This window comes from Oceaniglobus ichthyenteri, assembly GCF_003057885.1.
GTDB classification, from domain to species: domain Bacteria; phylum Pseudomonadota; class Alphaproteobacteria; order Rhodobacterales; family Rhodobacteraceae; genus Oceaniglobus; species Oceaniglobus ichthyenteri.
Genome location: NZ_QAGK01000002.1, coordinates 186,497 through 198,830, shown reverse-complemented (window position 1 = coordinate 198,830; position 12,334 = coordinate 186,497). Strand labels below are relative to the sequence as shown.

Annotated in this window: 10 protein-coding genes; 7 read left to right on the top strand and 3 right to left on the bottom strand. The window is 57.8% G+C overall.

Annotation, left to right across the window (positions count from 1 at the left end; genetic code table 11):
- Positions 1-3: 3 nt before the first annotated feature.
- The 5 genes from C8265_RS04010 to C8265_RS03985 all read left to right on the top strand — a co-directional run bounded on the left by C8265_RS04010 (position 4) and on the right by C8265_RS03985 (position 7,526).
- Positions 4-1,050 (top strand): ABC transporter ATP-binding protein, encoded by a 1,047-nt coding sequence (locus C8265_RS04010; protein WP_108482693.1) that lies wholly within the window; start codon positions 4-6, stop codon positions 1,048-1,050.
- Positions 1,050-1,922, top strand: a complete 873-nt coding sequence (locus C8265_RS04005; protein WP_108482692.1) for a carbohydrate kinase family protein — start codon at positions 1,050-1,052, stop codon at positions 1,920-1,922. Before C8265_RS04010 ends, C8265_RS04005 begins: the two co-directional genes overlap by 1 nt.
- 644 nt (positions 1,923-2,566) lie before the next feature.
- Positions 2,567-4,459, top strand: a complete 1,893-nt coding sequence (locus C8265_RS03995) for a polysaccharide biosynthesis protein (protein WP_108482974.1) — start codon at positions 2,567-2,569, stop codon at positions 4,457-4,459.
- A gap of 131 nt (positions 4,460-4,590) precedes the next feature.
- Entirely contained in the window at positions 4,591-6,759 is a 2,169-nt protein-coding gene (locus tag C8265_RS03990) for a YjbH domain-containing protein (RefSeq protein WP_108482690.1), read from the top strand.
- Positions 6,756-7,526, top strand: a complete 771-nt coding sequence (locus C8265_RS03985; RefSeq protein ID WP_108482689.1) for a YjbF family lipoprotein — start codon at positions 6,756-6,758, stop codon at positions 7,524-7,526. Before C8265_RS03990 ends, C8265_RS03985 begins: the two co-directional genes overlap by 4 nt.
- Here C8265_RS03985 and C8265_RS03980 read toward each other — a convergent pair.
- Both C8265_RS03980 and C8265_RS03975 read right to left on the bottom strand, forming a co-directional pair.
- Positions 7,504-8,115: a sugar transferase gene (locus C8265_RS03980; protein ID WP_108482973.1), complete on the bottom strand. Its 612-nt coding sequence runs from the start codon at positions 8,113-8,115 to the stop codon at positions 7,504-7,506. The two genes, C8265_RS03985 and C8265_RS03980, sit on opposite strands and share 23 nt — an antisense overlap.
- A complete protein-coding gene (locus tag C8265_RS03975) occupies positions 8,112-8,981 on the bottom strand; it encodes an NAD-dependent epimerase/dehydratase family protein (protein ID WP_108482688.1) in 870 nt (289 codons plus the stop codon). The genes C8265_RS03980 and C8265_RS03975 overlap by 4 nt, the downstream gene beginning before the upstream one ends.
- A gap of 94 nt (positions 8,982-9,075) precedes the next feature.
- Between C8265_RS03975 and C8265_RS03970 the strand changes: the two genes are divergently transcribed.
- On the top strand, positions 9,076-10,200 hold the full coding sequence (locus tag C8265_RS03970) for a polysaccharide biosynthesis/export family protein (protein ID WP_108482687.1): 1,125 nt from the start codon (positions 9,076-9,078) through the stop codon (positions 10,198-10,200).
- 76 nt (positions 10,201-10,276) lie between these two features.
- On the opposite strand, the gene C8265_RS03965 is transcribed toward C8265_RS03970, so the two are convergent.
- The gene (locus C8265_RS03965; RefSeq protein WP_240610969.1) at positions 10,277-11,314 is read right to left on the bottom strand and encodes a HupE/UreJ family protein; all 1,038 of its coding nucleotides are present in this window, start codon (positions 11,312-11,314) and stop codon (positions 10,277-10,279) included.
- 118 nt (positions 11,315-11,432) lie between these two features.
- Between C8265_RS03965 and C8265_RS03960 the strand changes: the two genes are divergently transcribed.
- Positions 11,433-12,245, top strand: coding sequence for a DUF4198 domain-containing protein (locus C8265_RS03960; RefSeq protein WP_108482685.1), 813 nt, complete (start codon positions 11,433-11,435; stop codon positions 12,243-12,245).
- Positions 12,246-12,334: the final 89 nt, after the last annotated feature.

Genomic DNA, 12,334 nt, shown 5'->3' with positions numbered 1-12,334 from the left:
ACCTTGGCCACCCTGACCCTTCGCGATCTGGTGAAAGCTTATGGCAAAGTCGAGGTGTTGCACGGCATCAACCTGGACGTGGGGGATGGCGAATTTGTGGTGTTTGTCGGCCCGTCGGGATGCGGAAAATCCACCACCCTGCGGATGATTGCCGGGCTTGAGGAAGTGACCGGCGGCACAATCGAAATCGGTGGGCGGGTGGTGAACAACCTAGAGCCAAAAGAGCGCGACATCGCCATGGTGTTTCAGAACTATGCGATTTATCCGCATATGTCGGTGCGTAAAAACATCGGCTTTGGCCTGCGCACCGCCAAGATGAGCAAAGCCGACAAAGAGGCGCGGATTGATGAAGTGGCGGGCATTCTCGACATGACCGCGCTGTTGGATCGCAAGCCTAACCAGCTTTCGGGGGGGCAACGCCAACGGGTGGCGATTGGCCGGGCGATGGTGCGTGATCCGGCGGTGTTCTTGTTTGATGAACCCCTGTCAAACCTTGATGCGCAATTGCGCACGCAAATGCGGCTTGAGATCAAGAAACTGCACCAACGGGTGGGCAACACGATTGTGTTTGTCACCCATGATCAGGTTGAAGCAATGACGATGGCCGACCGGATCGTGATCATGAAAGATGGCCATATTCAACAGGTTGGCACACCGTCCGATGTCTATCACAGCCCGGCCAACACGTTCGTGGCGCGGTTCATCGGGGCGCCGTCGATGAATATGCTGCCCGCAACGGCCAAGGACGGCACGGTACAGTTGGACAACGGATTCGGCGTGCCGATGGCGAGCACTGATGGCCCGGTAACCGTGGGTGTGCGCCCTGATGATCTGGGCCTCGGCGACGGTGTGCCGATCATTGCGGGCCGGGTCACGGTGCGCGAACCTTTGGGGCCAGAAACCCTGATTTATGTCGATACGGGTGCGGGGGGTGAGGTGATTGCCAAGGCCGATGGCCGCACCCCGCCCGAAGTCGGGGCCGAGGTGACATTGCGCGCTGCGCCTGAAAACCTGCATCTGTTTGATGCCAAAACGGGCCTGGCGATCTGATGAGTGATGCGCGGGGGGCGGGCATTTTATGTATCGGGCGGTTGTATTGCGACCTGGTGTTTGGCGATGTGCCGCGCCTGCCTGCCATGGGGCAAGAGGTGTATGCCGGTGCGCTCAGCCTGCATGCGGGTGGGGGCGCGGTGATTACAGCGGCGCATCTGGCGGCGCTGGGCCGGGCGGCGCATTTGGCCGCCTATTGGCCTGCCGATCCGTTTGAGGGTAAGATTACCGCCGATGTCAGCGGCGCGCAGATCGGCCACAGCCTGTGCCAACCCAGCCTTGGGCATGAGCCACAAATCACAGTGGCGATTTCAGGGGCAACGGATCGCGCATTTCTGACCCGCCGGGTTGGCCCGGCGGTGCCGCGCCTGACACCGGCGCAATTGAAGGCGCTGAATATCGGGCATATTCACATTGGCGAACTGGCCACATTGATCGAAGTGCCCGGCCTGATTGGCTTGGCGCGGGCGGTTGGGGCCACGGTATCGCTTGATTGCAGTTGGGATGATGCGACCACGGCAAAGGCGGCACCGCTGATCCGTGCGGTTGATGTGTTTTTCCCCAACGAGGCCGAGGTGGCGCAGTTGGAGCAACTGGGCCTCGCGCCGCCGTATGCCCCGCTGACGGTTGTAAAATTGGGGCAAAACGGGGCCACCGCCCACGCGCCCTGTGGCAGCCATTCTGTGGCGGCGCAGCGGGTTGATGTGGTGGATACCACCGGCGCGGGCGATGCGTTTAACGCCGGGTTTTTGAACTCCTGGCTGAACGGCGCGGCGATCCCTGAATGTTTGGCCGCTGGCAATGCCCAAGGCGCGCGGGCGGTGCAGCAGGTGGGCGGATTTTCCCGCGGCGTCAATGCTTCAACAGTTTGAGAAACGGTTTTGCAATAGGGCGGGTGTTTTCGGCGATCCGTCCGGCGCCAGACCGGAACGCAGGCATGGCATCTGTCCGTTCGGCGATTGTGGTATCGCGGATCGGCGCGGTTGAAACCTCGGCTTGTCAATGCTCCTATAGATTGCGCCCGTTAATCAGATGCACGAATCATTGGTGTTGGTATCTGGTGGATGTAAGACGCGCCGGTGTGATCATGCGTCTGGCAAGCGATTCTGATTCGTTGAAATCGCGCGGATCGGTTCCGAAGCGGACAAACACAGGCTGTTTCGCCCCAAACCATGGGAACCACAACTTTCATCCCGGCCCGCCGGACCAACCGCATGACGATTGAAAAAAGGGCGAGGCCGAGGCGAACAGAGGAAAAATCGGGCATATTTCTCAAAAACTTGGGTGTTTTGCGTGATAATCTGCCTTGGTCAGCGCGGGCAGTGGCCCATTCGGCGATATTTCGCACACGCAGAGAAAACGACTTGTGTGATGAAAACCACGCCGACTATGTTATATGCAGAACTGAGATTTTTTACTTGTGACCATTGAACGTCTCGTATTCGAGCTATTTTAATGCCCCTTCGGGGCGGTTTTAAGACGTATATTTATTTTACGCCGAATTTGGATGTGGCAGATGCAAGAACTCATTCGGTACTTCACTTCTCTTTCCCGACAGAAAAAGCGCGCAATCCTGTTGGGCGTCGATGTCGCACTTGTGCCGCTTGCCTATGGATTTACTCTGCTTGTGCAACAAGAGGCCCCGGCCGACTACCTGTCGTTTGGTCCGGGGCCATTGGTTTTGGCGCTGTTGATGGTGGTTGCGGCGGCAATTTCCACTTTGATGAAAATCCCCAATATCCGGCTGAAATCATATGACATTTCGGGTATGGGGCGGATTGCGGCGATGTCTGGCGCGCTTGCGGTGGTTTCGGCCGCGCTGCATCAGGTTGCGGGTACCGGGCTGGCCGCAGGCAGCTATGTCATGTTCGGCATCGTTTATTTCCTGATCGCTGCCGCCAGCCGCGTGGTGCTGTTAGAGGTGCTGAGCGCGATGTACCGCCGGATCAATCCACGCTGTCGGGTGTTGATTTACGGCGCCGGCACCACCGGAACGCAGTTGGTACAGGCCCTTTCTGCCCATGAAACCATCGAGGCTGTGGCCTTTGTCGATGATAACACGGCCTTGCAGGGTTTGACGATTTCGGGATTGCCGGTGATGCGCCCCACCGAAATTTCCAGGATCGTGAAAGAAAAACAGGTTGATCGGGTCTTGTTGGCGATGCCGTCACAATCGCACCCGAAACAGATGCAGATTGCCCGCCGGTTGGAAAAATCAGGGCTTGAGGTGCAGGCCCTGCCGAGCTTTGCGCAACTGATCGGCGAAGAGAAAACTCTGGTTGAAAAACTGGTGCCGATCATGCCGTCGCAATTTTTGGGCCGCAAGGCGTTTGACCGGTCGCTTGATTTTGGCTGTTCTCATATTGTTGGCCGGTCGGTCATGGTCAGCGGTGGCGGCGGGTCGATCGGATCTGAGCTGTGCCGTCAGGTGTTGGGGTGCAAACCCGCCAAGCTGGTCGTGTTCGATCTGAGCGAGATCGCACTTTACGAGGCCGAGCGCAGTTTGCGGCTTTTGGCCAGTGAAGTCGGCGCCGAACTGGTGACGATCCTGGGGTCGGTCACCGAGGCGCGATTGGTGCGTCGCGCCCTGCAGGATCACAAGGTTGATTTGGTCTTGCATGCCGCCGCCTATAAACATGTGCCGATGGTTGAGCAGAACCCATTGGTCGGGTTGGCAAATAACGTTTTGGGTACCTGGACCCTGGGGCGCGAAGCGCGCGAGGCCGGGGTGGAGCGGTTTGTACTTATTTCATCCGACAAGGCCGTGCGCCCGACCAATGTGATGGGCGCATCCAAACGGTTGGCCGAATTTGTTGTACAGGATTTGGCCGAACGTTCGCCCCACACGGTGTTCACGATGGTGCGGTTCGGGAATGTTCTGGGCTCATCCGGGTCGGTTGTGCCATTGTTTCAGGAACAGATCCTGCGCGGTGGCCCGGTGACCGTGACCCACCGCGATGTAACCCGGTTTTTCATGACCGTCGAAGAGGCCGTAAGCCTTGTGTTGATGGCCGGTTCCTTTGCCCGCGGCGGTGAAGTCTTTGTGCTGGATATGGGGAAAACCCGGCGGATCTGGGACATGGCCCGCCAGGTGATCGAAGATGCGGGATACACCGTGCGGGATGAAAATAACCCCGACGGGGACATCGAAATCAAGGATATCGGCCTGCGACCCGGTGAGAAACTGCATGAAGAGTTGTTGATCGGCGAAGGGCACGTGACCACAGCGCACGAGAAAATCTTTGCCGCGCATGAGGCGAAGCTGTCCGAGATTGAGGTCGCATCGGCGATTCGGTCGCTGCGCGAAGCATTGGCAACCGGCAATGAAAAGGCCGCGCTGGCCGTGGCCGAACGGTTCGTCGAAGGATATCATCCGGCGATGGCTTTGGCTGCGGGAAATGCGAATTGATCGCTATGCCTTCGTTGGAAATCGGTCACATTTCCTTATAGATGGGCCGCCGCTATTTACAGGCGCGCCTTGGATGCAGATAACGTGATCCAAGGGTGGGCTCAGCCACCAACAGGCAAGCAGGGCAGAACATGCGCGGATCACCCCACAAGACCCAACGCAAAGTTTCACTGGCATGGGTGGGCGTGTCGTGGCTGGCCATGGCCAGCATCGCCCATTCGCAAGACATGAGCGAGGCGGTAGAAAACCGCCCCACGTTGAACTTTTACGGTGTGACCGGTGCGATTGACACGCCCACCGCGCTGTCGCAACCCGATGGGCAATTGTCCACGACCGTGTCGCATTTTGCCGGTATCACCCGCAGCACTCTGACATTTCAGATATTTCCGCGCGTCGAGGGCAGCTTTCGCTATACCAAATTCGCGGATCTGAACTTTCAGACCTTCAACGATTACTACGACCGCAGTTTCGATATCTCGCTGCGTATCCTAGATGAATCCCGTTATCTCCCGGCCCTGAAGATTGGGCTGCAGGATTTCATCGGCACCGGATTGTCAGCGGCCGAATACGTGGTTGCGACCAAAACATACGGGGATCGGCTGACCGTTTCGGGTGGTTTGGGCTGGGGGCGATTGGCCAGCTATAATGACCTTGGATCGCCCTTTGGCGATCGGCCCAATGTCGTGGTCGGCACCGGTGGCAAGGCCAATACCGATCAGTGGTTTCGCGGCCCGGTCGCGCCCTTTGCCAGCATCACCTATAAGGCGACCGATAAAATCACGCTGTTGGCGGAATATTCCTCAGACAATTATGAGACGGAAACCAACAAAAGCAATGTCCCGACAACGCCGATGTTTGATCGTAAATCGCCGCTGAATTTCGGTGTCGATTACAAGATCAACAGCGCGGTGAACCTGGGCGCGTATTACATGTACGGCGATACTTTGGGTGTGAACCTGAACATATCGTTAAACCCCAACGCGCCGCCTGCACGTGGCACTGGCGGCGTATCGCCGCAACCGGTGGTTCTGCGCCCGTCGCGCAGCCAAAGCCCCGGCGCCTGGGCCGAAGAATGGGCGTTGGGCAGTACAGCCAATGACCGGCTTTTGGCGGCCTTGCACCGACAGATGGAACCCCAGGGCATCATCATCGAAACATTGGCGGCCACGGGTGACAGCGTGCAAGTGACCGTGCGCACAAACCAATTTGACTATGGGCCGCAGATGATTGGCCGGGTATTGCGCGGGTTGACGGCGGTCATGCCGGCCTCGGTGGAAACCTTTCATGTCATCCCGTCGGCCAGCGGTGTGGGGGCATCAACGGTGACTGTGCGCCGCTCGGATGTTGAGGCGTTGGAGCATTCACCAAACGGGGCTGCGCGCCTTTTGGCCGTGACCGGGTTTGCCAACGCACCGGCCGCTATTCCCGCCGAGGCGGCGCGCAACGCCGATTACTTTCCAAAATTCCAATGGAGCCTTGGCCCCTATATTCGCCAAAGCTATTTCGACCCCGACAATCCGTTCCGGTTTGAGGCGGGCGCGCGGTTGAAGGCCAGCTATGAGCCGACACCAGGTTTGATTTTATCCGGATCGATCACCAAGGCGGCGGTTGGCAATCTGGAAAACAGCAGGCGGTTGTCAAATTCGGTTCTGCCACATGTGCGCACCGATGGCGTGTTGTACGACAAACAGGGCGATCCGGCATTGGAAACCCTGACAGCGGCATATTATTTCAAACCCGGCGAAGATCTGTATGCCCGGGTGACCGGTGGCTATTTAGAGCGGATGTTTGGCGGGCTGTCTGGCGAAGTTCTTTGGCGTCCGGCAGGCAGCCGTTTTGCTCTGGGTGCAGAGCTGAATTATGCCAAGAAACGTGATTTCGATCTTAGATTCGGGTTTCAGGATTACGATGTCGTAACCGGGCATGTTTCGGCCTATTATCAAATGGATAACGGGTTTCACGCGCAATTGGATGTGGGGCGGTATCTGGCAGGCGATCTGGGGGCAACCCTGAAGATTGATCGCGAGTTCACCAATGGCTGGAGAATTGGTGCCTTTGCCACGCTGACTGATGTTTCAGCCGCAGATTTTGGCGAAGGGTCGTTTGACAAGGGGATCACCCTTGAGATTCCGGTGTCGTGGTTCTTGGGAACGCCGAATACATATAAAATGGGAACGACGGTTCGCCCGATCACCCGCGATGGCGGCGCGCGCCTGAATGTAAGTGGGCGTTTGTATGACCAGGTGCGCCATTATCAGCGGCCCACGTTAGAAAATCAGTGGGGTCGGGTGTGGCAATGATCAGGTTTCTCAAACCCCGGCGCGCGCTTGCGGCGTGCTGCGCGCTGGCGCTGATGGCGGGCTGTGGCACAGATGCCGAACGCGGTGGTTTGTTCAATATCGGCCAAAAAACACTGGGCGCTGTGCGTGGTGTCGGATCGGATCGGGGGGTCTTGGGGGCCCAAAACCTGAGCTTGAGCGACGCGCGGTTGCGGGCCTATGGCCAACCGGTTCTTAAAGTGACCCGGGCGCGGCAAGGGGTGTCGGCAGGCCTGATAAAGCAGGATGACAAAGGTGCGCCGGTGATCTGGCGGTCCACCGATGGCAAGACAATCACATTGTTCAATGGCTTGCTGATTTCCACCAAGGGGTTTGGCAACGATCTTTCATCGGCGCGGGTGCCAACGGTGCAGCCTGGCGAAACCGACGTGTTGCGCGAACATTATTACCTTGGCGGTGACGAAGTGATCCGCCGTTTTGCGTATTTCTGCGATTTTCGGGCCGGTGGCGCGCCCACGATCAACCTTGTGGGGGTGTCGGTGGCAACCACTTTGGTGGTTGAAACCTGTTCGGGCGAAAAAGACACATTTGAAAACCGGTACTGGTTCAACAATTCCGGCGGGATTGTTAAATCCAGCCAATGGGTTGGTCCCGAAACCGGCCCGCTGATCATTGAATTTGTCCCGCGCACAACCACGTCCACCACGCGGGTCGCGGCAACATCCGCGGCCGTTACATCGGTTCAGGGCAGCGATGGCGTGGTGGTTATTTCGGGATCAGTCGAGTGACCGTCTGTACGATCAGAACCACATCATAACAGATATTCTGATTGCGCTGATATATCAGGTCTAGCGCGGCCTTGCGCGGCACGCAGCGCCGGGCATAGGTGGCATCGGTTTCCTGCGCAGACCTGCATCGCGCCAACAGACGTTCTTCGGTGCGGTGATACCTGAGCGATGCCAGCCCGGTCACACCGGGGCGGGATTTCAGGACCTGAGCGTAAAGATCGGGAAAACGTTCAACATATTCGCGCAAGGGCGGGCGTGGCCCGACAAAGCTGATGTCGCCCCTGAGGATGTTCCACAATTGCGGCAGCTCATCCAGCCGGGTTTTGCGCAGGAACCGGCCAAATGGTGGAATGCGGTCTGATTTATCGCCCCCCGAAACGCCGGTTTCGCGATTTGTGGTTTGGCGCATGGTGCGTAATTTCCACAAGGTGAAAGGCTGATCAACGCCGCGCATCCGTTCGGATTTATAGAAAACCGGACGCCCCATGGTGAAAACCATCACAGCCATCAGACCCAACAGAACCGGAGTCAATACAACGGACAACAGCATGACCAACACCAGGTCAAACACACGTTTCTGGGGGGTCATCGGCGCGCGCACTCCTGCGTTATTTCATTGATCAGGGTTTGCGCCAAACCGGTTTCCGGCGCGAGCCGGCATAGCGCATCAAGGCGGGTGGTATCCAGATGCACCATCTGAATGGCCGCGTCTGGCGCCTTGATCCATTGCCAATCACGCCCCAGTGCCGAAAAAATATCAGCCATGGCCGTGGGGCGCGGCGCGGCAACGTTTAACAGCCGGGGCAAAACCGCGCCTTCATGGGCGGCCTGACACACATGCGCCAACACGCGCGCCAAACTGAGCGGGCCGATATAGCTGCGCGACGGGCCGGCGCCATCGGCAAATTGGTCCAGCTTTGGCTGGGTCGGGTTTGTCGCCGCATCAAAGGGTTGGCCCGCCCCCGCGACATTGCCAAGGCGCAAAACCGTGTGTGGGGTGTGTGAGCCGATCAATGCCCGCTCCATCGCCAGTTTCGCAGTGCCATAGGCGCCCTGAGGTGTCGGATCGGGGTGCTCTGAAATCGGGGCCGGGCCGCAATCGCCATAAACCGCAGCAGACGACAGGTGAAACACATGGCGCGCCCCCCAAATATCCGCAGCCCTCTGTGCGGCCAAGGCCAAATCCGTGTTACCATCCAGATTCTGACCACTGCGCGGAGTGATTCCGGCAAAACAGACAATCACCGGCGGCTGATCAAAGTGCCACTCTGGCGCGGGGTCGGCCATATCCCAAATCGTGTGAATTGTCGGATGGGCCTGCCGCCCGACTGTCAGCAAATTTCCGCCGATATCTGCGTATTTGGGCCATTCATCCACCACAGGCCGTGCAACGCGCGAACGCGCGGCAAGAAAAACAGTGCATTTTTTGGTGTGACGGCTGTTGATGACTTGCATTATGGGCTAACACTTTGGCACTGATATCGTGCATCTTGCGAACTATCTATCAAGGTGGGGCAGCCACCGCCACAGCTGAGTGTCTGGAGATTCTATGAACTTATCGCGCGCTTGCATGGCCGCCTCGCTTTCGGCTTTTGCCTTGATCGCCGGATGTACAACGTTGCCCCAGGGTGCCGCCCTTCGTTCGGACATTACCAAGGGGGCGAACACGGTTGCCGGCGATGTGGCGTTTTATCCGGTCACCCGGGCGCTTTTGCCGACGGTCGCCACCTGGCCGCGAACGCACACCGAGCAAACATATGGCTGGTTTCCGGCGCACAGCGGATCAACCGGCCAGATCATTGCCGCCGGTGATACTGTGACGATCCGAATTTGGGACAGTCAGGAAAACTCACTGCTTTTGGCCGTGGGTGAGAGGGTTGCCGATTTGGGCAACATGCGTGTTTCGCCTTCGGGGCAGGTTTTCGTGCCCTATGTGGGCGATGTGCGGATTGCCGGAATGGGGCCGGACAGGGCCCGCCGGGCATTGCAAGAACGGCTGTCGGTGATTTCACCCTCGGCACAGGCCCAGCTGACCCTGACCGCGGGGCGGCAAAACACCGTTGATCTGGTAAGCGGCGTGGCCAGCCCCGGCAGTTATCCGATGGAGGATCGCAACCTGTCGGTTCTGGCGTTGATCAGTCAGGGTGGCGGCGTTCCGCCGACAATGCGCAATCCGCGGGTCAAGGTGCAGCGTGGCGGTAAAACCTATGCCACGTCGATCGACAGCCTGTATGCCAACCCCAGATTGGATGCGATCCTGGTCGGGGGCGACAAGGTGATCGTCGAAGATGACGAACGGTTCTTCCTGTCGCTCGGGGCTGCGGGGAAAGAAGCGGTCGTGCCGTTTGATAAAGAAGACATCACAGCACTTGAGGCGATTTCGATGATTGGCGGCATCGCCGACACCCGCGCTGATCCAAAAGGCATTCTGGTTCTGCGTGAATACCCACGCTCGGCCCTTTCTGCGGGCGCCCGGGGCCCCCGCAACCAGCGGGTGGTGTTTGCCATCGATATGACATCTGCCGATGGTCTGTTCAGCGCCAAAAACCTTGAGATACAATCAGGCGATGTGGTTTTGGCGACGGAAAGCGCGGTCACCCGTTTTCAGACAATTGCCGGGCTGATTGGAACCGGCTTTGGCCTTGTCGGCGCGGTATCAAACAGCAACGACTGATTTAGAATTTACAAAATCTGACATAATCGCGGGCTTTGGGGCGCAAAGCCCGCGATTTTCATTCAATATCCAACATTCACAGAAGCGTGCGTTCCACCACCCAGAACGCGCCGATCAGGGCGATGGCAATGGATGCGGGATTGGCGATATAGGCGCGATACCACGGCTTTTTGCCAAACCACAGGCCAACCAAAAGAAATGCAATCGCAATCACGGCCAGCTGGCCCAGTTCAACGCCGATGTTGAACCCGATCAGGCCGGTGACGAATTGCGCAGGGTTCAACCCGATATCGCCCAGCACACTGGCAAATCCCAATCCATGCAGCAGGCCAAACACGAAAACCACCGCAGGGCGCCACGGTGACAGCCCCTTGGACAGCACGTTTTCAACCCCGACATACACAATAGAGGCCGCGATCAACGGCTCGACAATGGTGGCAGGTACGCTGACATATCCCAGGATCGCCAAAGCAAGAGTAATCGTGTGAGCAAGGGTAAACGCCGACACTTGCCACAGCAGGGGCGCCAATGCCGACGACAGAAAAAACAACCCCAGCACGAACAGGATATGATCCAGACCTTTGGGAATGATGTGTTCAAAACCGATCACGATATATTCCAGAAACACATCCATGCGCGATTGTTCTGCCACGCCAACCCGGGGGATCGGATCGCTCATCGCGCCTGAAGTGAGGTAGCCGGAATAGGCTTCGGTTCCGCCGTCCATCTGTCGGATCACCAGACCACCATAGGAGGCAACCCAGCCCAAAATAATCGGCGCATCACCGGCCGGCAAAGATGCCGACATCCGCACAACGGATTGACGCCCCAGGTCAACATCGCCGACATCGGGAATTTCAACGCCCTCAAGTTGCGCAGTCAGGTCCGCATCGCCGCTTTTCAATGTCAGATTGCGGGTGAATTCAGGCCAGTAATTGCGAAACGCCTGTTCCAATTCTTGCGGCGGCAGGGCGCGCAGACGGTCGATTTCGGCGGCCTGATCGGACGCATTGGTATCTTCCAGCCCGTCCAGATCAGCCCCCGCAATCAGCGGTTCGAGGTTGAGCGTGATGTCCCAGCTCAACGTATCACTAATGATTGTAACATCTGACACGGCTGGCTGTACCTCGTGCGCGCGCAGGGGGGCGGCGCACAGAAACGTGAGTAACACGATGCTTGACACCAGGTGCCACAGGCCCCCCCTAATGGGGGCAGCCAACGGAGCAATCTTCATGTTCAATTCCCTTAAATTATGCTTTGTCGCAGTTGCATTTAGCACGACAGTGGCCCACGGCCACGAGTCTTGGATTGATCCCGTTGATTTTACTCTTGATGTTGGTCAGCCGATCACGGCCGATATCCGGGTGGGCGAGGCATTCAAGGGATCGTCGTATTCCTATTTACCGGCCAATTTTCGCCTGTTCGAAATCGCCCAGGGTGACACCCGTGTGCCTGTCGAGGGGCGGCTTGGCGACCGCCCGGCGTTGCAACAGGCGCCTCTGGCCGAAGGGTTGAACGTGGTTCTGCATGTGACACGGAATTACGACCTTACCTATAAAACGCTGGAAAAGTTCGCCAGTTTTGTGCGCCATAAAGATGCCGAGTGGGTTCTTGCCGCCCATGCCGAGGCTGGATACCCGAACGCGGATTTTGGCGAAGTATATTCACGCTATACCAAAAGTTTGATTGCGGTGGGCAACGGGGCGGGGGCCGATCAGAATTATGGCCTGTTGACAGAAATTGTCGCGCTGGCGAACCCGTATACCGATGATATGTCTGCGGGTCTGCCTGTGCAGGTGTTTTACGACGGCGCGGTTCACGGTTTCACACAGATAGAGCTGTTTGCCAAATCACCCGACGATACGGTCGAAATAACAGTCCACAAAACGGATGAGCAGGGCATCGCGATACTGCCAGTGGTGCCCGGTGTTACTTATATGGTCGATGCGGTTGTGCTGCGTCTGGCGATTGATCCTGTGGCCAAAGAAAACGGTGCGATTTGGGAAAGCCTGTGGGCCAACCTTACCTTCGCCGTTCCGCAATAACGGCGTGCCACAGCGCCCTGCGCAATTCGCCGATCAGAAAAAGTGACAAACAGGCGACAAGAATTCCATCAAGGCCGAGTGGTAGATTC